22 protein-coding genes are annotated in these 21719 nt (G+C 64.9%); 10 read left to right on the top strand and 12 right to left on the bottom strand.

Features of this window, described 5'->3' with window-relative positions:
• Window positions 1–381 precede the first annotated feature (381 nt).
• Together ABZS43_RS33065 and ABZS43_RS33070 are read left to right on the top strand one after the other, a co-directional pair.
• Window positions 382–1104 carry a CocE/NonD family hydrolase gene (locus ABZS43_RS33065; RefSeq protein WP_355039929.1) on the top strand — a complete coding sequence of 241 codons (723 nt, stop codon included), beginning with the start codon at window positions 382–384 and terminating at the stop codon, window positions 1102–1104.
• A 73-nt stretch (window positions 1105–1177) separates the two neighbouring features.
• Window positions 1178–1615: a DoxX family protein gene (locus tag ABZS43_RS33070; RefSeq protein ID WP_355039930.1), complete on the top strand. Its 438-nt coding sequence runs from the start codon at window positions 1178–1180 to the stop codon at window positions 1613–1615.
• Between the two features lie 277 nt (window positions 1616–1892).
• Here the strand turns inward: ABZS43_RS33070 and ABZS43_RS33075 are convergent, their stop codons facing one another.
• The 11 genes from ABZS43_RS33075 to ABZS43_RS33125 all read right to left on the bottom strand — a co-directional run bounded on the left by ABZS43_RS33075 (window position 1893) and on the right by ABZS43_RS33125 (window position 11716).
• Window positions 1893–3068, bottom strand: coding sequence for an acyl-CoA dehydrogenase family protein (locus ABZS43_RS33075; RefSeq protein WP_355039931.1), 1176 nt, complete (start codon window positions 3066–3068; stop codon window positions 1893–1895).
• Window positions 3065–4570 carry an aldehyde dehydrogenase gene (locus ABZS43_RS33080; RefSeq protein WP_355039964.1) on the bottom strand — a complete coding sequence of 502 codons (1506 nt, stop codon included), beginning with the start codon at window positions 4568–4570 and terminating at the stop codon, window positions 3065–3067. Before ABZS43_RS33080 ends, ABZS43_RS33075 begins: the two co-directional genes overlap by 4 nt.
• Window positions 4571–4605: 35 nt before the next feature.
• Window positions 4606–4929, bottom strand: a complete 324-nt coding sequence (locus ABZS43_RS33085; RefSeq protein ID WP_355039932.1) for a hypothetical protein — start codon at window positions 4927–4929, stop codon at window positions 4606–4608.
• Between the two features lie 26 nt (window positions 4930–4955).
• Window positions 4956–6200: an amidohydrolase family protein gene (locus ABZS43_RS33090; protein WP_355039933.1), complete on the bottom strand. Its 1245-nt coding sequence runs from the start codon at window positions 6198–6200 to the stop codon at window positions 4956–4958.
• Window positions 6197–6532, bottom strand: a complete 336-nt coding sequence (locus tag ABZS43_RS33095) for a hypothetical protein (protein ID WP_355039934.1) — start codon at window positions 6530–6532, stop codon at window positions 6197–6199. The genes ABZS43_RS33090 and ABZS43_RS33095 overlap by 4 nt, the downstream gene beginning before the upstream one ends.
• On the bottom strand, window positions 6529–7800 hold the full coding sequence (locus ABZS43_RS33100) for an aromatic ring-hydroxylating dioxygenase subunit alpha (RefSeq protein WP_355039935.1): 1272 nt from the start codon (window positions 7798–7800) through the stop codon (window positions 6529–6531). Before ABZS43_RS33100 ends, ABZS43_RS33095 begins: the two co-directional genes overlap by 4 nt.
• A gap of 32 nt (window positions 7801–7832) precedes the next feature.
• Window positions 7833–8672, bottom strand: coding sequence for a TauD/TfdA family dioxygenase (locus tag ABZS43_RS33105; protein ID WP_355039936.1), 840 nt, complete (start codon window positions 8670–8672; stop codon window positions 7833–7835).
• A gap of 62 nt (window positions 8673–8734) precedes the next feature.
• A complete protein-coding gene (locus ABZS43_RS33110; RefSeq protein ID WP_355039937.1) occupies window positions 8735–9070 on the bottom strand; it encodes a hypothetical protein in 336 nt (111 codons plus the stop codon).
• Window positions 9067–10374: an aromatic ring-hydroxylating dioxygenase subunit alpha gene (locus tag ABZS43_RS33115; protein WP_355039938.1), complete on the bottom strand. Its 1308-nt coding sequence runs from the start codon at window positions 10372–10374 to the stop codon at window positions 9067–9069. Before ABZS43_RS33115 ends, ABZS43_RS33110 begins: the two co-directional genes overlap by 4 nt.
• Window positions 10371–10922, bottom strand: coding sequence for a carboxymuconolactone decarboxylase family protein (locus ABZS43_RS33120; protein ID WP_355039939.1), 552 nt, complete (start codon window positions 10920–10922; stop codon window positions 10371–10373). The genes ABZS43_RS33115 and ABZS43_RS33120 overlap by 4 nt, the downstream gene beginning before the upstream one ends.
• A gap of 65 nt (window positions 10923–10987) precedes the next feature.
• Window positions 10988–11716 carry an SDR family NAD(P)-dependent oxidoreductase gene (locus ABZS43_RS33125; RefSeq protein WP_355039965.1) on the bottom strand — a complete coding sequence of 243 codons (729 nt, stop codon included), beginning with the start codon at window positions 11714–11716 and terminating at the stop codon, window positions 10988–10990.
• 522 nt (window positions 11717–12238) lie between these two features.
• On the opposite strand from ABZS43_RS33125, the gene ABZS43_RS33130 reads away from it, so the two are divergent.
• Window positions 12239–12838 carry a TetR/AcrR family transcriptional regulator gene (locus ABZS43_RS33130; protein WP_355039940.1) on the top strand — a complete coding sequence of 200 codons (600 nt, stop codon included), beginning with the start codon at window positions 12239–12241 and terminating at the stop codon, window positions 12836–12838.
• 188 nt (window positions 12839–13026) lie between these two features.
• Here the strand turns inward: ABZS43_RS33130 and ABZS43_RS33135 are convergent, their stop codons facing one another.
• Complete coding sequence (locus tag ABZS43_RS33135) at window positions 13027–13629, bottom strand: helix-turn-helix domain-containing protein (RefSeq protein ID WP_355039941.1); 603 nt, start codon at window positions 13627–13629, stop codon at window positions 13027–13029.
• Between the two features lie 223 nt (window positions 13630–13852).
• Here ABZS43_RS33135 and ABZS43_RS33140 point away from each other — a divergent pair, with 223 nt between their 5' ends.
• From ABZS43_RS33140 to ABZS43_RS33170, 7 genes are all read left to right on the top strand, one after another.
• A complete protein-coding gene (locus ABZS43_RS33140; protein ID WP_355039942.1) occupies window positions 13853–15025 on the top strand; it encodes a spirocyclase AveC family protein in 1173 nt (390 codons plus the stop codon).
• 1 nt (window position 15026) lies between these two features.
• Window positions 15027–15845 carry a CbbQ/NirQ/NorQ/GpvN family protein gene (locus ABZS43_RS33145; protein WP_355039943.1) on the top strand — a complete coding sequence of 273 codons (819 nt, stop codon included), beginning with the start codon at window positions 15027–15029 and terminating at the stop codon, window positions 15843–15845.
• Window positions 15842–17542, top strand: coding sequence for a VWA domain-containing protein (locus ABZS43_RS33150; protein WP_355039944.1), 1701 nt, complete (start codon window positions 15842–15844; stop codon window positions 17540–17542). The genes ABZS43_RS33145 and ABZS43_RS33150 overlap by 4 nt, the downstream gene beginning before the upstream one ends.
• 117 nt (window positions 17543–17659) lie before the next feature.
• Window positions 17660–18526 (top strand): ABC transporter permease, encoded by an 867-nt coding sequence (locus tag ABZS43_RS33155; protein ID WP_355039966.1) that lies wholly within the window; start codon window positions 17660–17662, stop codon window positions 18524–18526.
• Window positions 18526–19380 carry an ABC transporter permease gene (locus tag ABZS43_RS33160; RefSeq protein ID WP_355039945.1) on the top strand — a complete coding sequence of 285 codons (855 nt, stop codon included), beginning with the start codon at window positions 18526–18528 and terminating at the stop codon, window positions 19378–19380. The genes ABZS43_RS33155 and ABZS43_RS33160 overlap by 1 nt, the downstream gene beginning before the upstream one ends.
• Window positions 19381–19384: 4 nt before the next feature.
• Window positions 19385–20683, top strand: coding sequence for an MCE family protein (locus ABZS43_RS33165; RefSeq protein ID WP_355039946.1), 1299 nt, complete (start codon window positions 19385–19387; stop codon window positions 20681–20683).
• On the top strand, window positions 20680–21717 hold the full coding sequence (locus tag ABZS43_RS33170; protein ID WP_355039947.1) for an MlaD family protein: 1038 nt from the start codon (window positions 20680–20682) through the stop codon (window positions 21715–21717). Before ABZS43_RS33165 ends, ABZS43_RS33170 begins: the two co-directional genes overlap by 4 nt.
• Window positions 21718–21719: the final 2 nt, after the last annotated feature.

A 21719-nucleotide genomic window follows, 5' to 3' on the forward strand; every position in this document is an offset into this window, starting at 1 on the left:
CGGATTTCGTCATCGACAACGCTGTCGCCACCCCTGCCGGGCGGCCAGCTACGACAGTCCGAAGATCAACGGCCCGAGGCCATCTCGGGCCGTTGACGTCCGCGCGGAACGTCCGATGATGCCGATGAGCCGATGTTGCTTGCGCCAGCCCGATGTGCATGGTGCGAGCACTCGATCAGGCCCGCACGGGTGCGCGGCACGCGAGGATCTTCCGGGGGCCCTTCGAATCACAATGGTTCGAGTGTCGGCGGTCGCGGGCTCGGCATCCGGCGGGGCTCTCGGCGCCCTATTTGAAGACGGCATCAGCACTCACCGGTGGGTACGTGAACAACCATGGGCCGCAGGGCCTATCGCCACCTTCGGCGCCAGATGATGGATCGCATGCTGAACGGGCAGCGATTCAGGATGATCCTGAGTCTGCTACGCCCGGATCCGAAGCTGCACAGAGCATTCGATGTGCTGCCGCTGGCAGAGGGGGATCTCGCGGCGACCGGGCATCGCGTGCGCTGGTATCAGGACTGGATCGGTCACGAGAAGCTCACCGACGAATTCTGGACCCCGCAGTCGCACACCGCCTCCGTTTCCGAAGTCACCGCGCCGGTCTACATGATCACCGGCTGGTACGACATCTTTCTGCCGTGGCAGCTACGCAACTACGCCCAACTGGCCGAGGCGGGACGGCCCCCACGTCTCACCGTCAAGCCGTGGGGCCATCTCTCGCAAGGGATGGGAGCCCCCTCGGTCAGCGAGACCGTCGCGTTCCTGCGCGAACACTTCACCGACGCCGAGAGCGACCGGGTCGCGCCGATCCGCGCGTACCTGACCGGAACCGACCGATGGTTCGACCTGGCCTCCTGGCCCCCGCCCGGCACGCGAACCGAACGTCTGCACCCGCACCGCGCGGGCGGACTGAGCACCGACCTGCCCACCGGTGGCAGCACGGTCTACGTATACGACCCCGCCGACCCTACCCCCGCGCTCGGCGGGCCCGGCCTGCAAGCGAATCCGGACCCGGTCGACAACACCTCCCGTGCCCCCGGAACCGGGTGCCACGCCATCACTTCAGCCGGTCCCGTTCGAGAAACTTTCACGGGACAGCGATGATTCCCGCGACGGTGCTCCGTCCTATCAGTCGAACGCGCTACCAACCCGGCGCGACCGACCCGAAGGACCAGAAATGACCACCGCCAACCCCACCGCCACCTTCTCCGACACCACCACCGACCGTCCCGGCAAGATCCGCAACCGCGTCCTGTGGACCCTGCAGATCCTGCTCGGCCTGTTCTTCATCATCGCCTCCGGCGGACCTAAGCTCGTTATGCCGAATGCTCTCACCGACAACGCTCCCGAGAATCTGACCATCCCCATCGGGTTGCTCATCTTCATCGGAGTCGTCGAGGTCGCGGGCGGTATCGGCCTGATGGTGCCACGACTCAGCGCCCTGGCCGCCGCGGGTCTGTCGGTTCTCACCGTGCTCGCCGCCGCGACGCAGGCCTTCATCGCCGACAAGCCCGCGATGGGAATCTTCCCGCTCGTGCTCGCCGCGATCTTCGCCGCGATCGCCTACGAGCGCCGCGCCGGCCTCACCGATCTGCGCAACGCGCTCACGCGATGACGAGACCATAAGTACGAACGGCGATCGGTGGGTCTACCCACCGATCGCCGATCGCGCGTTCCTGGATCGATCGCCCGTCGGGGTTGGCGGCGAACGATCCCGCGGACACCTGGTCTCGCGCCCCCTGCCCGGGCGCCGCACCAGGTGGCCGTCGGCGTGTCGTGGAGTGGTGTCGACGTTCGATATTCCGTGAATCTCCGCTCGGCGGAATCTTTCGTCTCCGGGCCCGGCTGAATGCACCCGAAGGTCGGCGCAGGTCGATGGAGCAGGTCCGTCCTCAGCGTCGTGGCAGTCCGAGGACGTGCTCGGCGATGATGTTCCGTTGGATTTCGGAGGTGCCGCCCGCGATGGTGTGGGCGAAGCTGCGGACGTAGCGCTCGAACCAGCCCGGTGCCAGTTCTTCGGGGTTGAGTGGGTTGAATCGTGCTGTGACAGTGGGCTGGTCGAGTCCGTCGACACCAACCGCGGTGAGTGCGTGCTCGGTGGCGTTTCGGACGGCTTCGGATCCGAACAGTTTGAGCACCGACACCGCGGCGGTGTCGCGATCGCCGCGTGCGGCGCGAGCGAGTGCGGCCGAGCCGAGCAGTCGGAGCGCGTGCGCGTCCATGACGAGGTCCGCGTAGTGGTCGGCGTCGAGTTCGGTGCCCGGCCGGAAGTCGTCGACGAGGTGGTCGAGACGGTCGGCGTAGCTGAGCCACAATAGGTTTCGTTCATGGCCGAGTGAGCCGTTGGCGACTTTCCACCCCTGATGGAGTTCACCGATGAGGTTGTCCGCCGGGACGACGACGTCGGTGAAGGTGACTTCGTTGAAGTCGAGGTCGTCGGGGCCGCAGACGCTGGCGATGGGGCGGCGTTCGATTCCCGAAGTGTCGGTGGGGATGAGCAGGACCGAGAGGCCGCGGTGTTTGGCGGCGTCGGGGTCGGTGCGGACGAAGGTCAGTATCACGTCGGCGTCGTGGGCTCCGGAGGTCCAGAGTTTGTGGCCGTCGACGACGAAGTGGTCGCCGTCGCGGCGGGCGCGGGTGCGCAGTCCCGCGAGGTCGGATCCGGCTTCGGGTTCGCTCATGCCGAGCGCGGCGGTGAGATCTCCGCGCAGGATCGGGATCGCCCAGCGTTCGTGCTGTTCGGGAGTGCCGAAGGTGATCAGGGAGGCGGCGACGATTCCGAGGCCCTGGGGGTTGAAGTTCTGGTAGATGCGGCGTCGGGCGAGTTCTTGTTTGTGCACGTACTGCTCGAGGATGCCCGCGTCGCGCCCGCCGAATCGTGGCGGGTGACCCGGCAGCAGCCAGCCGTGCTCGAACTGGAGTCGTTGCCATCGTCGCGCCCAGTCGGGGATGTGGGCGGTAGAGCGAGGACGCTCGATCGCCTCGGCCTCGGGCGGAAGGTGCTCGTCGAGGAACGCCACGAACTCGGCCCGGAATGCCTCGACGTCGTCATCGAAGGTCAGTCTCATCGCCCCACCCTCTCTGCCCGGTCGCGGCCATCACCCGATATCGGTTGTGCCGCAGCGGGTGCCGTGCGTACCGAGATGGATTTGGTGTCGAGGTAGGCGCCGATACCTTCCGGCCCGAACTCGCGTCCGATACCGCTGTTCTTCACGCCGCCGAACGGCGCGGCGGGGTCCATGCTGTAGGGCTGGTTGATGCCGAGGGTGCCGGAGCGGATGCGGCGGGCCAGACCGAGGCCGCGGTCGATATCGGCGGTCCACACCGAGCCGGAGAGTCCGTACTCGGTGGCGTCGGCGATCTCGACGGCGTGTTCGTCGTCGGTGTAGGTGAGCACGCTCAGGACCGGTCCGAAGATCTCTTCCCTGGCGATGCGCATCGAACTGTCGACGTCGGCGAAGACGGTGGGCCGGATGTACCAGCCGCGTTCAACCGTTTCCGGCAACGCGGCGCCGCCGGTGAGCAGGCGCGCGCCTTGGTCCTTCGCATCTTCGATATAGCCGCGAACACGGTGCTGCTGACGTTGTGAGACCATCGGTCCCACCCTGGTCGACGGATCGAAAGGATCACCGACGGTGAGCTTTTCGACTCTGTCGACGAGAGCTTCCAGGAATTCCGCGCTGCGGTGTCGTGGCAACAGCACCCTGGTCTGGGCTACGCAGGCCTGACCGCTGTTCATCAGTCCGGCGACCAGCATGCCTTCGGCGACAGCGTCGGGGTCGGCGTCGTCGAGGACTACCGCGGCGGATTTGCCGCCGAGTTCGAGGCTGACCCTGCGCAGCGCGGCCCCGCAGGCTTCGGCCACCTGTCGTCCTGCTGCGGTGGAGCCGGTGAATGACACCTTGTCCACCAGCGGGTGCGTGACGAGGTGACGTCCGGTCTCCCGGTCGCCGGGCAGAATGCTGACCACACCCGGCGGCAGGCCGAGGTCGTCGAGCAGTTCGGCCATGAGGTGGGCGTCCAGGGGTGTCTCCGGCGACGGTTTGACCACGATCGTGCAGCCGGCGAGCAGGGCAGGGATCAGTTTGGCGACGAGCAGGAACATCGGCATGTTCCAGGGGATGATCGCGGCCACCACGCCGACGGGTTCGTTGACGACGAGGACGTCGCCGCCGAGGAATCCGGATCGGGTCTGCTGCCACGGGTAGTTCTCGGCGACATCGGCCAACGCGCGCATCATGACACCGGGGAGTCCGGCGTGCGCCGATCGGGCGAAGGTGATCGGCGCACCCATTTCGGTGGTGATCAGCTGGGCGAGTTCCTCTTCCCTGGTGGAGTAGCGCTCGGCCAGCCGCCGTACCAGTGCTATCCGCTCGCTCGGGTCGGTGTGTGGCCACGGCCCGTGGTCGAAGGCCGTGCGTGCGGCGGCCACCGCCCGATCGACATCGGCCGCGGACGCGGCGGGAACACGCGCGACGAGTTGCTCGGTGTGCGGCGAGATCACCTCGATGGTCTCGGTGGTCGCCGGCGCGACCCAGCCTCCGGCGATGTAGAGGTGTTCGGATGTCACCACGGGCGTGCCTCGTGTGAGATCGTCTCGGCTCATCACGGTGCCGGCGCGGTGATGTCGCGGTAGAAACGGACGGTCGGCGGTGGATCGGTGGACAGCCCGACGGGCGGCGAGAACCCTCCGGCCTTGGTCATCTCGGCCAGGCGCGCCTGCACGACGGCGATATCCTCGGCCTCGACCTCGATCTCGTAGATCGCGACGAACGCTCCCCCGGTGACGGGGGCGAATCGTCGGGCGGAGACGATGCCGTCGATTCCCAGCATTTCCTTCATGTGGATGTGGTCGTACCAATGGTTGAATGCGGCGGCCTCTTCGGGGGAGTTGGGCCGGGACTCGACGTAGAGGATTCCCTTGGCCATGTCGTACCTCCTGATAGCGGATGGTTTCAGATGTTCTTGTGGACGCGTCCGTCCTTCATGACGAACCGCACGTCTTCGAGCGTGGTGATGTCGACGGTGGGGTCGCCGGGTACCGCGATGATGTCGGCCAGTAGGCCCGGTGCCAGACGCCCGCGGTCCTCGACGTCGATGAGTTCGGCACTGACGATGGTGGCCGCGCGCAACGCCTGCGCCGGTGTCATGCCGCGGTCGACCAGCGCCCACAGCTCTTTGGCATTGTGGCCGTGCGGGACGGCGGGTGCGTCGGTGCCGCAGGCGATCTTGACCCCGGCCCGGATCGCCTTGCGTAATGTCTCCCGTGCGCGGGGAAAGACTTCGGCGGCCTTCTTCTGCAGTGCCGGTGCGGCTTTGGAGACGTCGAGGCCTTCGGACAGGTAACTGGTCGGCACCAGGAAGGTGCCGTGTTCGACCATCAGCGCGATGGTGTCGTCGCTGGCCAGGGATCCGTGTTCGATGCAATCGACCCCGGCCCGGACGCAGGCGCGGATTCCGGCGTCGCCGTGGGCATGGGCGGCGACTTTGACTCCGGCGCGGTGGGCTTCGTCGACGATCGCGGCCAGTTCCTCGTCGGAATACTGTTGTGCGCCTGCGACGGTGCCGTGTGACATCACTCCGCCGGATGCGGAGATCTTGATGACCTCGGCACCGTATTTGATCTGGTAGCGGACGCATTCGCGGACCTGTGGAACCCCGTTGGCGCGCCCCTCCTCGACGCTGAGCGGCATGATGTGCGGCGCGAGCCGCTGGAACATCGTCGGATCGAGGTGACCGCCGGTCGGGGTGATCGCGTGCCCGGCGGCGACGATGCGCGGACCTTCGACCCAGCCCTGCCCTATGGCGCGGCCCAGATCCACGTCGAGCAGGTAGCCGCCGGTTTTCACCATCAGGCCGAGGTTGCGGACCGTGGTGAATCCGGCGTGCAGGGTGGTGCGGGCGTTCACGGTGGCCCGCAAGGTGCGGTATACCGGGTCGTCCTGCACGCCGTGCATCGGGTTCGGCAGCCCCGAGGGATTGTCGGGGCCGCCGATGAGGAGATTGATCTCCATGTCCATCAACCCGGGCAGCAGGGTGAGTTCACCCAGGTCGATGATTTGCGCTCCGGCGGGCAGTTCGGGTGGATCGATCGCGGCGATGCGGTTGCCGTCGACGACGATCACGGCCGGGGTGTGCCGCTGCCCGGTGTCGACATCGACCCAGGCCGCCGCGCGCAGAACGACGATGTGCTCGGTCATAGGGGCGGCTCGATCACGCAGGTCAGCGACGCCGACCCGGTGTCGGGGATGCGCGGCTGGCTCCACACTTCGATGGGGAAGGACACCTGGATCATCGAATACAGCAGATACATCAGGTTCTTGGCGTCTTCCGGGATGTCGTCGACGGTGAATTTGTCGCAGTAGACCAGCGCGTCCTCGGCGCGTGGGACGATGGCGTCGTAGAACCGCTGCATATCGTCCATGGAACTGTCCAGGCGGCGGTCGTAGCGTTCGGTTTCGGTGGGCAGGCACCACCGTGGCGCGTATTGCTCCAAGTCGCTGAATTCGCTGGGCAACAGGGTTTCGCTCATCGTCGGGCCTCCGCACGTTCGCGTTCGTACTCGCCGACCCAGTCGGCGGCGACCTTGTGCAGGTGCCGCAGCAGGATCTCCTGATCGTTGAGTTGGAATGTGGTGACCGCGCGGGACTCGAGCATGATCTGCGTCGCTTCCAGTGTCGAAGAGTCTTGCAGCCCATACTCTTTGAAGGTGACGGCCGCCATTTCGTGTGCGACGCGGTCGCGTGGGCTTCGCGCCGGCGGGAAGTACAGATTGCCTTCGAAGATATGGGTGTTGTACGCGGTCGGCCAGTACTGGTAGGTCAGGTACCAGCCGCCGGACCAGATGAGGATGACGAAATTCGGCCACAACTGGAAGGAGTCCAGGCCCCACGGATCGCACCCCGCCGGATTCAGTCCCTCGGGCATCTCCCCCAGATCCGGGACGTCCCATGGCCCGAACAATCCGCTGCGGGTGATGTCCTCCATCGGTTTACGCATCGTGGGGTCGAGTTCCCAGGTGACGACACCGGAGGTGCTGACCAGCCGGTGCGGGCCGTCGAGTTGGTAGTGCGGCGCCTCGAATCCGGCCTGCTGAGCGGCGAGCGAGAAGTTGTCCGGTGTCTGCTTACCGTGCAGGATCGGGGCGTGATAGAACTCCTGGAAGGCGTCCATGTACAGCTTCCAGTTCGCGCCGACCTCGGCTCTGTAGCTGTAGCGTTCGGTGAGTTTGTCGAACGGATAGCCTTCCAGGCCGGTGACCATCGGGCCGAGGAATTCCCGCAGGCTCTGACGCGGTTCGGCGGCGAGGTTGACGAAGATGAATCCGGACCAGACCTCGCAGGCCACTGTCGCCAGGCCGAGTGTCGCTTTGTCGAGGTCGAAGAACTCCTCTTCCTGCTGCACGAACGCCAGTGACCCGTCGAGTCCGTAGCGCCAGCCGTGGTATTTGCAGGTGAACTGCCGACAGGTGCCCGAGGTCTCCTCGCGCGGGAATTCGTCCCACACCAGTTTGTTGCCGCGATGGCGACAGATGTTGTGGAAGGCGTTGACGCTGCCCTCGCGGTCGCGGACCACGATGAGCGAGGTGTGCGCCGCGTGGATTTCTTTGGTGAAGTAGCTTCCGGTACGCGGAAGTTGTTCGACGCGACCGACATTGAGCCAGGCGCGTTTGAAGATCGCCTCGCGCTCGAGTTCGAAGAACTCCGGCGAGATCGAGTCCTCGTAGGACATCGGTGCGGTGCCGAGTTCGGGATAGTGCTGCGTCCAACTGCCCTCGGCGGGCTTGGGCCAACGAGGCATGGTGTAACTCCTGAAGGGCTGTGGGTGAGGGGTTATTCGATCGGCTCTTCACCGAGCACGGTGGTGCGCAACATTTCTCGCGGCGAATCTTGCGGGTACGGCGCGGCGCGGTGGATGACGCCGCGGTTGTCCCAGATCACGGTGTCACCGACCGACCACTCGTGTCGGTAGACGCGCTCGGGTGCGGTGCAGCGGCGCAGCAGGCCGTCCAGCAACGCCCGGCTCTCACCCGGCGCCAGTCCGACGACATGGTCGGTCGAGGCACCCAGCACCAGCGACCGGCGACCGGATTTGTGCGTCCAGATCAGCGGATGCTGTTTGGTCGGCCGGCGTCGCCACACCGCGAGTTGTTCCGGTGTCGGATCCGCGGTCACACCCCGCTGGGAGGCTTCGAGGGAGTGCAGGACACGCAGTGGCGCGAGGTACTTCTTTTCTGCATCGCTCAGGTTGTCGAAAGCCGCATAGGTGCTGGCGAATTCGGTCTCTCCGCCGCTGGTTGCGACGGCTTCGGCGGTGAGCATCGTCGCCATCTGCGGGTAGGCGTCGTCCTCGGGGGTGCAGCCGTCGATATGCCAGTCGAAGGTCGCGCGCAGGTAGCTCGCCGACGAATTCTTCGTCGCATCGAGGCTCACCCGGTAGATGCCCTCGACGGGATGATGCCCCGGTGAAGTGTCGACCTTGCCGAGTTTGCGGCAGAACGCCACCTGCGTCTCGGGATCGAGATGCAGATTCCGGAACACCAGGACACCGTGCCGCTCGAGGGCGTCGAGGATTGTGTCGGGCACAGACGGGTCGGCGAGTAAGGTGCGGTGGTCGACCCCCTGGACCTCGGCGCCGACATCGTGGCTGAGCTTGGCGATGGTGATTGTCATGAGAGTGTGGTCCTTCCGGTCACTGGCCGCGGGTGACGGTGTGGCCGAGGTGGAGGAACAGGTCAGGGCCAGGGTTCGGCGACGCGTTCGAGTTCGGCGTCGGCGCTGTCGACAGGTTTGGGCTGTTTGAAGATCTCGATCGCCATCGCGACGATCACCAGCGAATACACCATCTGCAGCAGGTGGATCGCGTCGTCGGGCAACTCCGCGAGCGGAAACTTGTCGCAGTAGGTGATCGCGTCGTCCACCCGAGGGAAACAGGCGTCATAGAAGGCTTGCATCTCCGTCATCGATTTGCTCAGCCGCTGCTTGTAGCGCTCGGATTCGACGGGAAGACACCAGGTTTGCGCGAACGGCTCGAGATCGACGAAGGCGGCAGGCAGCATTGTCTTTGTCATCGCGCACTCCCCTGCGCCAGCTCGGTGCGGTAGTCGTCGACCCAGTCGGCGACGGCCTTGTGGAAGTGGCGGACCAGAATCTCCTGGTCGTTGACCGGAAAATGTGTCATCCCCGCGGTCCGGTAGGCCGATTCCAGTGCAGTCTGGGTGCCGGTGAGCATGCCCGCGTCCTGGAGTGCGAATTCCTTGAACACCACCGAGGCGACCTCGTGCTCGACCCGCTCGCGGACCGTGCGCGCGGGCTGGAAGCACAACATGCCCTCGAACCGGTGGGTGTTGTAGGAGGTCGGCCAATACCGGTAGAGCAGATACCAGCCGCGGTAGATGAGAATCTCGATATTGGGGAAGATCTGGAAGTTGTCGATACCCCACGGATCGACCCGGCCGGGATTCAATCCCTTCGGCATCTCACCCAGATCCGGGGACTCCCAGGGCCCGACCAGGCCGCTACGGGTGACCCGTTCGATCGGATACATGAACTCCGCGGGCATCGTCCAGCGTCGCGCCCCGCCGGTCGACACCATCCGGTGCGGCCCGTCGACCTGGAAATGCGCGCACTCGAAACCTTTTCCGGGCGTGCGCACCGCGCTGGGCACCTGCTGGGAATGCAGGCCGGGAACGTGGTAGTACTCCTGGAACGCGTCGGCGAACAGTTTCCAGTTGCTCTGATTGTCGGCCTTGAACTCGTACCACTCGGTCATCTTGTCGAACGGGTAGCCGTCCAGATCGGTGATCATGGGGCCGAGGAATTCCCGCAACGTCTGCCTGGGCTGGGTGTCGAGATTGACGAAGATGAATCCGGCCCACACGTCGCAGTGCACCGGGGCGAGTCCCAGTTCGCTCTTGTCCAGGTCGAAGAATTCGCCTTCCTGCTGCACGAACGCCAGCGAGCCGTCGAGCCCATAGCGCCAGCCGTGATACTTGCAGGTGAACTGCCGACAGGTTCCGGAGGATTCCGCACGGGGGAACTCGTTCCACACCAGTTTGTTGCCACGGTGGCGGCACACGTTGTGGAACGCGTTGATCGATCCGTTGCGGTCGCGCACCAGGATGAGCGAGGTGCGGGCGACGTCGAGTTCCTTGGTGAAATAGCTGCCGGTGCGCGGAAGTTGTTCGACACGACCGACATTGAGCCAGGCGCGCTGGAAGATCGCCTCACGCTCGAGCTCGAAGAACTCCGGAGACACCGAGTCCTCGAACGACATCATGCCGGTCCCCAACTCCGGATAGTGTTGGGTCCAGCTGCCTTCGGCCGGTCTGGGCCAGAGTCGCTGGGTGGTCGGTTCGCTGACGAGTTCGCTCACGGTTGTTCCTCCATTTCCGGGTGTGCGGACGGTCGTGGCCTGTCGTTTTCCGGGTCCGGTTGCAGGGCAACGCTGTTGAACACCATTGCCAGGCACAGATAGGCGCCGGCGACGAAAAGCAGTTCGATCAGCTGACGTTCGTCGAAATGGCGCGTCAGCTCGGTCCAGGTGCAGTCGGTGACGCGGTGGCGTTCCATCAGCTCGTCGGTCGTGGTCAGCAGCAGTCGTTGCACGGGTGACCATCCCGACGCCGAGGGGCCACGGCGCACCGCGGCGATTTGTTCCTCGGTCAGCCCGAGGCCGACGGCCATCCGTGCGTGCTGGCGCCACTCGTAGTCCGAGCCACTGCGCCAGGCCACCCGCAAAATGACCAGTTCTCGCTCCAGCGGATCCAGCGAAGGACGTTCGAGCAGCAGGCCATTGAATGCCAGCCATGCCGAAGCCAATTCGGTGTGGTGCGCGAGAACGCCGAGAATATTGGGCACCGGCGGTGCGTCGGGCTCGCCCGACAGGTACCGATCGGCTGAGCGCACGTGCCCGCGCAGCATTGCCCGCGTCTGGTCGTCCCACTTCCGGACCGGTAGCGGGGCTAAACGGGGACGAGCAGAATCGGTCATATCACCGACCCGCCGTTCACACCGAGCACCTGGCCGGTGATGTAGCCGGCCTGATCCGAGCACAAGAACACGCAGGCAGCGGCGATATCATTTCCGGTGCCCAGATGGCCGACCGGAATCGCCTTCGCCATCACGGAGTCGTCCGGAAGATATCCCTCTGCCTGCGACTTCCGTTGCATGGGCGTGTCGATACCCGAAGGTGGGATGGTGTTGACGGTGATCCCGCTCGCGGCGTATTCGCGCGCCAGGCCTTTGGTCATCGCGACCACCGCGCCCTTGGCAGCGGTGTAGTGCACCATTCGCGGTGAGCCGCGTTGCGCGCTCGACGAGGAGATCGTCACGATCCGGCCCCATCCCGCGGTCACCATGTCCGGGATGGCGGCTTGCACACAGTGGAAGACACCGTTGAGATTCACGTCGACAACTCGGTTCCACGCCTCGGGCGTGATCTCGGTGAAGGGCGAGAATCCCACCAAACCCGCACTGGTGACGAGGATTTCGATTGCGCCGAACTCGGCACGAGTCTTGCGCATCGCCTCCTCGACCGCCTGACGATCGGTCACATCGACCTCACACCCGATGGCCGTGCCTCCGACGGTCCGCAATTGTTCGGCGGCACGCTGAGCCGCGGCGCCATCGATATCGAGTATCGCGACCCGATATCCACTCGCGGAGAACGCTTCACAGATCGACAACCCCATCCCGGAGGCTCCTCCGGTCACCACTGCGACACGGGGGCGCTGAGCCGGACGCCGGTCGTCGGCTTCGCGATCGGTAGCCGCGTCGGTGCCCGTCACCGGGCACCGCCCTGGACAAGACGAGCGACGAGAACGCCCGCGCCACGAACCTCTCCCCCGCTAGCGCAGGCGCCGACGTCGCGGATCGACAGTCGAGCCTGTCGTATCACTGAGCTGAGAAGCGGGAGATTTGCCACGCGCAACACCACATTCTTCGTTCGGCCCGACAGCGATCGAAGGTCGCGCCGGAGACATCGAATGATCACGAAGACCCAGACAAGGAGTCTTAAGCGACTGATTAATTCAATCAGGTGATTAAGATATACGTGACGCGCTTCACCTCTGTCAAGAACCTTCCACAACCCGCTCGCGGGGCTCCTCAGCGTTCACACGGAGCCGGAGACCGAACGGGCAACGGTGCGCGTTACCTTCTACAAGGGCGACCACGAATTACGCGATCGCGACGACACCACAGGCTTCGTGCCTCACAACTCTGGGAGGCCACCCATCATGAAGACAGCCCGCGGCTCCGACGAGGATTCACCGACGCGCACCGCGCTACTCGACGCCGCCGAGCAGATCATGCGCGAAGAGGGCTATGCCTCGGTCAGCACACGCCGCCTCGCCGCGCGCGCGGAAACCAATTCCGCCCTGTACCACTACTATTTCGGCAATATGGACAATCTGTTCATCGAGTTGTTCCGCCGCGGAGCCGAACGCAGCTACCAACGCCAGCTCGAAGCACTCGCCTCACCCCAACCGTTGTGGGCACTGTGGGAAGCCATCCACGACCAATCACACACCGCACTGACCATGGAATTCGTCGCGCTGGCCAACCATCGCAAGGCCATCCGCACCGAGATCGCCAATTCCTCCCGACGCTTCCGCACCCTCCAACTCGACGCCGTCACCAAAATTCTCGCCGACTACGGCCCACCCGCCGACACCTACACCCCCGGCGCCCTGGTCCTGCTCATGTCGAGCGTCTCGCGCTTCCTGCGCATAGAAGAAGCCTTCGATGTCGACACCGCCCACGACGAGGCGATCGCGCTCATCGAGTCCTTTCTGCGCGAGGTCGAAGGGGAACGCCGCCAGCCGACAGCACAGTAGCGACGCCGACCCGTCCCGGCGCCGAGTCGGCCACACAGCAACACATCGGCGGCAACGCCAACACCCCGCTACCGCACTCGAAGGCGCGCGTGCGGACTTCAGCCCACCGCGCCACGGTGAGGGCGCGGAATCGTTTGCACCCTGTCGAACCGCCCTGCGGCGATCACGCCGCACAGAGCGCACTCGTGTCAGGGCAGTTTGATTGCCGACATGTACATTTCCAGGGTTGGCCGGTAGAGGTCGACATTGTCGAGTTGGGTTCCCAGCACGACGGAGTCGGTGGTGTGGACGAGTATGCGCGCGAACGTCATCGGGGGGATCAGCAGGGTCGCGCCGATTCGGTCGAGGCCCTCGATGATGAACCGCGCCAGTGCTTCGACGACCTCTTCCCGTTTCGCCGCGACCCGTTCCCGCGCCTCGGGGTTGCGTAGCAGATAAAGGGTGAATTCCAACCCCAGCGCGGCATGGTCGGCGCCGCGATCGGCACTGAGTTGGCGCCACAGACGGGCGACTTGGTCGAGTTCGCGTGCTTCCACTTTCGACGCCGCCGAGAGCACTTCGGTGAACGTGTCGAAGTAGCGCTGCCAGTACCAGTCGTTCACCGCCAGGAAGAGTTCTTCCTTGGTCGTGAAGTGCTTGTAGATGGCGCCTTTCGTGTAGCCCGCGGCATGTGCGATGTCGTCGAGGGTCGCCGCCGTGAAGCCCTTTTCGGCGAACACCTCCTGCGCGGCATCCAGCAGAAGTCCACGGGTGCGCTCGAGTCGTCGCTCCCTGGTCCAACGCTCAGCCATGCAGCGAGTATGCCACGAATCTGAGAAACCCTTCCGATACTGAGATTCTTGTGGGTATATTTTCTCCTGCACAGATACTGAAGGAGGGCCCAGCGATGGCTGCCCCAGCAACGACAGACAAGTGCCGCGACACCGACGTTGTCGCAGTCACCACCGATCCACATCCGAGTCCCCACCGGATCACTGTGCGTCGGACTACAACGACTCAGCGGGAGGGAACGCGATGAGCGGACCATGGGAGAGAAAGAAGACCTCGACGGTCACCGAGCCACTCGGCGAGGCAGCCTCGCTGGGCACCAAGGTTCAGTCCACGAGCAAGCCGGTCACGGTATGGGCGATCATCGGAGCGCTGATCCTCGCGTTCCAGGTATATATATGGATTCGGTGGGCTATCGGACCTCACTTCGAGCGGGTTCCCACCGGTCCCAGTGATCCGCCGACGTGGATGAAGACCATCCTCATCGTGTGGACGACCGTGATCTTGATCGGGTGGCCGATCGGCGTCTACTACTTCATCATTCGGCCGTGGCGGCGCGAACGGCGCATCACCCTCGACGGCATGCTGCTCGTGGCCTGCGGACTGCTGTTCTTCCAGGATCCGCTGCTGAACTACTTCAACACCTGGAGCACCTACAACACGTGGATGTTCAACCGCGGCTCGTGGGTCGCCGAGATTCCGGGTTGGCGGTCGTACGCGGAACCGGGCCAGATGATGGCCGAACCGCTGCTGATGAACGCCGCCGGCTACTCCTACGGAGTTCTGCTGTGCACCATTCTCGGATGCTGGATCATGCGCCAGGCCAAGAAGAAGTGGCCCAATATCAGCAACTTCGGCTTGATCGGCGTCTTGATCGTGTGGACGTTCTTCTTCGATCTCGTCATCGAGGGTTTGTTCCTCATGCCGATGGGGCTGTTCACCTATCCCGGCGCCATCCAGTCGCTGTCGATCAATGCAGGCACCTATTACCAATGGCCGATCTATGAAGGGCTCATGTGGGGAGGTGTCCAGGCGGGTCTGTGCGCCCTGCGCTACTTCACCGACGATCGCGGCCGCACATTCGTCGAGCGCGGGCTCGAAAAGGTCCAAGGCGGGTTCGCCAAGCAGCAAGCGACACGTTTCCTGGCGATCTTCGCGGCTTGCAGCATGTTCTTCTTCGTCTGCTACAACCTGCCCGCGCAGTGGTTCGCGATGAACGCCGACCCGTGGCCCGAGGACATCCAGAAGCGTTCGTACTTCGATATGGGCATCTGCGGTGAGGGGACAGGGCGTCTGTGCCCGGACCCTGTTCTCCCGATCCCTGGCGGTAACACCGGCTACATCAATCCGGAAGGCCGGCTCGTGCTCCCCGAGGGCGAGAAATTGCCGGAAGTCGTCCCTTACGAGCGAGGAAATTGAGATGTCGATCAGTCAAGCCGATGAGGTACTCGCCGAACTGGAAGCGCCGTTCTACCGGGCGGTCGGTGACGAGGTGGAGGTCTTCCGAGCGGCGGCTCGACGCGGATCCCCTGTCCTGCTGAAAGGGCCGACCGGATGCGGCAAAACCCGCTTCGTGGAAACGATGGCCCACGAACTGGGCCGTGAACTGATCACCGCCGCGGGCCACGAGGATATGACTTCGGCCGATCTGGTCGGACGGTTCCTGCTCGTGGGCGGGGAGACAGTCTGGTCGGACGGGCCGTTGACCCGGGCTGTGCGCGAGGGTGCCATCTTCTATCTCGACGAGGTGGTGGAAGCCCGCCAGGACACCACGGTGGTCATCCATCCGCTCGCCGATCACCGCCGTGAGCTACCGATCGACAGGCTCGGCACGACAGTGCGAGCAGCGCCGGGCTTCCAGTTGGTGATCTCCTACAACCCTGGCTACCAGAGCGTCTTGAAGAGTCTCAAGGAGTCGACCCGTCAGCGTTTCGTCGCCATCGAACTGGACTTCCCCCCTGTCGATATCGAGACCGAAGTGGTCGCCTACGAAGCCGGGATCACACCCGAGACCGCGAGCGCACTGGTCGAGGTCGGGCGTGCCATTCGCACTCTGGACGGGTCGCCGCTGCGCGAAGTGGCCTCCACCCGACTGCTGATCCTGGCCGGTGGTCTGGTCGCGGAAGGACTGAGCCTGCGCAGTGCCGTCCAGTCGGCCGTCGTCCAGGCTCTGTCCGACGATCCGGATGTGGTGCGCGCCCTCGGTGAGCTCGTCGACGCGGTCCTGCCACGAGCATGAGCGATTCCGATCCGAACAGCCCCGAGCGGTTCCGACTGCTGGGCACCTTCATCGCGGGCCGATCCGTCGGCATCGCGGAGGCACCGGCAGACCAGGCCGCTCATACCGACGGTCAGATCGTTTTCGTCTCGGCGGGCCGCTCGCTCGCCGAGCAGCGCCGCGAGATGTTGGTCCAGACCGCCCTGCTCGGGGCGGGGAGTCTGGATCAGCACCTGGTGAAAACCCTTCGGGCACGTCCGGCGACAGCGCGCAGGTACCTGGCGCTGGAGGGTCGGCGAGTGCTCGCCGAGCTGGCCGGGCGGATTCCCCTCGCGGCCGCGGCCGACCTCGACCAACCTCCGAGCACCTCGAATGCCAAGCAGTCACTGGAAGTGGCCGTCGGCCGTGAGCCTGTCACCGATCCACCCGCGTGGTTCGGTGTCATCAAGCCCTCCCGCCTGTTGGGACCAACGAACGGGCCGGGCGGGCGGGCCACCGACAAAGAGCTGCGCTTGGAATTCGATCCCATCGATCTACCCGAGTCCGACGACGAAGACGAAGACGGCGGAGATGGAGAGCAGGCCGGGGGAAGCAAGATCCTCAAACTGTTCGAGAATCCGCTGTTCAACTCCAAGGCGCTGTCGGACCAACTACGCAAGCTGTTCGGCAACTCCCGTTCCCCCGGTGACGGTGCCGCGGGTGCGGAGATGCAGGTCCGCGCCGTGCGACGAGTGCCGCGGATAGGAGCCAACGCCCAGCCACTGCCCACCCGTATCCAATTCACCGACGACGGCAAGCCCGGCACAGCGCTCGGGATAGGCGGAGCCCTGCATCCCGAATGGGATACCCACAACAACCGCTACCGACCCGACTGGTGCCGAGTCATCGACTTCCCGTTGACCGTCGCCGCCGACATCTCCGCCGCCGGAATTCCGCCCGACGACGTCCTGCGGCGGCGCCTGTCCCGCATCGGTCTCGGCCCGAAAGTGTCGCGTCGCCGTCCTGACGGTGACGAGCTCGATATCGAGGCGCTCATCGACCTGGTCGTCGATCTGCGTTCGGGATATTCACCACCGGAGAACATCTACCTGGAACACCGCAAACTCGAACGCAATCTCGGCATCCTCATCCTGATCGACGCCTCGGGATCGGCCACGGACACCGATCTGGAAGGTTTGGCGGTCCACGACCATCAGCGACGGGCGGCGGCCACACTTGCGCTGACCCTCGAAGAGCTCGGTGACCGTGTCGCGGTCTACGCGTTCCGTTCACAGGGCCGACACGCTGTCCATCTGCCCGCGATCAAAACGTTCGATCAACGTTTCGGCGCGGTCGGGCGCGCGCGGCTCAATCAGCTCCAACCCTCGAACTACACGCGCCTGGGCGCCGGCATCCGCGGTGCGGGAGAAATCCTCAAAAACGAAGCGGGAACACAGAACCGGCTGCTGGTGGTCCTCTCCGACGGCTGCCCCTACGACGATGGATACGAAGGCCGCTACGCCGAAGCCGACACCCACAAAGCCCTCGAAGAACTTCGTGGCGACGGTGTCGCGTGCCTGTGCCTTTCCATCGGCGCAACCACCACCACCGATGCGCTCGACGGTGTCTTCGGCTCCGCTAGCCATGCCAGTGCCTCGACCCTGAGCGAACTGAGCCCACGCATGGACGAACTGTTCCTGTCCTCCCTGCGAGAACTCGCCGCACCCAAACCACGGTAACGACGAGCGGTGTTCGAGCCGAGGATCAACCCCATCGGAACGTATATCGGTGGGGCGATCCCGGCGGGCACCCCCGTCGACACCGATCACGTCGATACCGAAAAAGGGAGGCTCATAGTGACACTCGATGAGACCCCGAATACCCATCCGGCCACGACCACCGCGGTCGCTGAGATCAAGGACTGGTCAAGAGGTTACGCACGGCGACACCCGATCGCGTCGTTGCAGACAGTCGGACGGCAGGTAGCGCTCGGCCGACATGCTTTCCGTTATCTGTTCACCGACATCGCCGGGCGTCGTTTTCCCTTCGACGAGTTCGTCACTCAAGCGGTGTTCATGGTCAAGACTTCACTGTTACCGACGGTGGCGGTGGCAGTGCCCATCAGCGCGACACTCTCGATCCAGTTCGGTCTGCTGGCCGGTCAGGTCGGCGCCACCGCCTTGGCCGGGGCGGCAAGCGGACTGGCGGTGATTCGTCAGTCCGCACCGCTTGTCACCGCCATTCTGCTTGCGGCGGCAGTGGGTTCGGCATTGTGCGCCGATCTCGGTTCCCGCAAGATCCGCGACGAGATCGACGCCATGGAAGTCATGGGAGTCTCGGTGCTGCGCAGGCTCGTGGTGCCACGACTGGCCGCGGGCATCGTCATCGCCATGGCGCTCACCAGCGTCAGCTGTTTTGTCGGATTCCTCGCCGGCTATCTGTTCAATGTCTATGTTCAGGACGGAACACCGGGCAGTTACATGGCGACATTCTCCTCCTTCGCGACCGCTGGAGACCTGTACCTCGCGATGGCCAAGGCCGCCGTGTTCGGTGTGATCGTCGTCGTCATCGCGTGTGAGAAGGGCCTGAACACCCGTGGTGGACCGGGGGGCGTCGCGAACTCGGTCAATGCTGCCGTCGTGGCCTCCATCGTCGTGCTGATGGTGGTCAATCTCGGCTTCACCCAGATCTACACCATGCTGTTCCCGAGGACGACCCTGTAATGGCCACCGCCTATCGCCCGCCGGGAGTGCGGGCCGTGATCGCGGTGGCACGCCCACCGTGGTACGGCATCATCCGGCTGGGGCACATGTTCACCTTCTTCGTGCGCGCCGTGACCGCGATCCCGATCGCTCTGCGGAACTACAGACAGGAATCGATGCGGATCCTGTCCGATGTGACCTGGGGCAACGGCTCACTCATCGTCGGCGGCGGAACGGCGGGGGTGATGATCATCCTGGGAGCCGCTGCCGGGGGCATCGTCGGTATCGAGGGGTTCAACGCGTTGAAGCTACTCGGCATGCAGCCTGCCACCGGGATGATCGCCGCTACCGCCGCGACTCGCGAGCTGGCTCCGATCATGGCCTCGATCGCGTTCGCGGCGCAGGCGGGCTGCCGATTCACCGCACAGCTGGGTGCGATGCGGATCTCCGAGGAGATCGATGCCCTCGATTCCATCGCGATCCGCCCGGTTCCCTTCCTGGTGTCGACGCGGTTGATCGCCTCCGTGGTGGCGGTGATTCCCCTGTTCCTGGCCGGACTGGCCGCGGACTACCTGGCCGTGAAGCTGTTCGTCGGATTCGTCGGCGGTCAATCGTTCGGCACCTACGACCACTACTTCGACCTGGTGTTCAGCGGTACCGACATCGTCTACTCCCTCCTGAAGGCGATCGTCTTCGTCATAGTCACGACCACGATCCAGTGCTACTACGGCTACTACGCGCGCGGAGGCCCGCAAGGGGTCGGTATCGCCGCCGGTCGCGCGATGCGCGCGAGCATCACCGTGATGATCTCGGTGAACCTGTTGATGACATTGGCGCTGTGGGGATTCGACGCCGGCTCGAGGATAAGCGGGTGAAGCGATGTCGATAGTGTTCGAATCCGACGACAGGCATCTGAGCAATGCGGGTCTGTTCGTGCGCGGCCTGGCCGTCCTGGCTGCACTCATCACCACCGCCGGGGCGATGATCGCGAGATCCGAGGGTGCGTTCGCCGAGACTGTGGAGGTCACGGCGATGCTGGTCGATGTCGGCGACGGCCTTCCCACGAGATCCGACGTCAAATACCGCGGTGTCCTGGTCGGCAGTGTGCGGGAGGTGGTGCCCGCGGCCGGTGGCGGACCCAACACGGTGCGCATCGACCTGCTGCCCGACCACGCTGCCGGGATTCCATCGACCGTGACCGCGCGGGTCGTCCCGAGCAACGTATTCGCTGTTCCCTCGGTACAACTCATCGACAACGGTCCCGGTGCCGCGTTGTCCGACGGCGCGTCGATCCCGGAGGATCACAGCCGCGCCAGTGTGCAGCTACAAACGTCGCTGACCGCGTTGAGTCGAATCGTCGCCGCTGTCGGACGTCCCGGCTCGGACCCCACAGTGGGGATCTTCGAAACCCTCGAGCGAGCAACCCGCGGCCGCGGCCAGGATGCACTGACGGCCGCGGGTCAACTCGAGCGAATCGTGCACGCCTACAACGCGGAAGCGACCTCCGCCGACGAGTTCTCCTTGCTCACAGGACTGTCGGAAGCGGTGCACGGTTTGCAGCAGTCCGCACCCGACCTGCTGGCCGCGCTGCACGACGCGGTCGGGCCCATGCGCAGCGTGGCCGAGCAGCGACTCCGATTGACGCAATTGCTGACCGGCGCCGACGCCACCACCGAAACCGTCGGCACAGCGATGACCAATCGCACCGACACCCTCATCGACCTCAACAGCAGGATGGGGCCGGTTCTGCGGGTTCTCGCCGCGGGAAGCCCCAACTTCGTTCAGATGACCACTTCACAGACTCGGGTCGCACGGGTGTTCGCGCACGATTTCTGGAACACCGACAATCAGAGCGGCACCGCCAAGGTCATCGTCGAGCTCACCCCGCACAAGCAGTACACCCGCACCGACTGCCCCCGCTACGGCGAGCTGGCCGGAGCGAGTTGCGAGAACGGCCCCGCCGCGGGTCCGCCCGTCATCGGCGCGCTCGACGGCCCGGTCGGCACCACCGAGCAACGGCAGCGTCTCGCCGAGCGCCTGGGCCTGCCACCCGAATCCGTCGGTCTCGCAGAGCTGTTCGGACTGTCCGAGCACTCGCCTGCCGACCCCCGTACCGCCGGCGTACCCGATACCACGTCGACGAGCCCCTCATCACCGGCGACGGGAGAACCGCGATGAAACGCAGTCGTGAGCTCGTCGGCCTGACCGCATTCCTGCTCGTCGCCGCACTGTTGACGTGGATGGTCCACGTCACCCTGCAACGTGACGTCACCGGCGACACCCACACGTATTCCGCGATTTTCACCGACGTCTCCGGACTACGCGTCGGCGACGACGTCCGGGTCGCCGGCGTACAAGTGGGCCGCGTCGACGTCATCGCGGTCCACGGGCCACAGGCCGAGGTCACCTTCCGGCTGCGCCGGGATCAAACCGTGTACGGCAACACACTCGCCTCGGTCACCTATCAGAATCTGATCGGGCAACGCTACCTCGGACTGAGCCTGTCCGACTTCGGCGCCCCGGCTCCGCTGCCGCCCGGCGCACAGATCCCCCTCGAACATACCCAACCCTCTTTCGATCTTTCCGGGCTGCTCAACGGATTCCAGCCGTTGTTCAGCACGCTCGACCCGCGTGATGTCGACAATCTGACGTCCGCGCTGATCCGCGCCCTGCAAGGCGACGACGGCGCGGTCGCGGCCCTGATCGCCCAGACCGCGACGCTGGCGCAATCCTTCGCCGGCCCCGACCGAATCCTCGGCACGCTCATCGACAACCTCTCGGTCGTCATGACCACCCTCGCCGGCCAGAGCGCGGGTATGCAGACGACAATCGCCCAGACCCGCAAGATCTTCGACGGACTCGAAGCTCGCCGCGACACCCTGATCGAGCAGACCAGCCGGATCGCCGTCGTCCTGTCCGATGCCGCCACTGTCGTCGAGGGTGCCAGCCCAGCACTGAGTGAGTTCGTGCGCCGCGAACCCGGCTTCGCACACCACTTCGTCGACGGCCGAGAACGTTTCGCCTATCTCGGCTTCAACCTTCCCCTGCTGCTGGAATCCATGGTCCGGGCCACCGACAGTGGCGCATACGTCAACGCCTACGTCTGCGACATCGGCTTCAGCATCGTCCCAGGAATCGATCCGGTGATCTCCCGGATCCTGGCAGGCTCCTCCCCCACCGGCCGTCCCCAGAACTCCGCGATCTGCAGGTAGAA

Origin of the sequence: Nocardia sp. NPDC005366, from assembly GCF_040606855.1 — a bacterium.
Taxonomy (GTDB): domain Bacteria; phylum Actinomycetota; class Actinomycetes; order Mycobacteriales; family Mycobacteriaceae; genus Nocardia.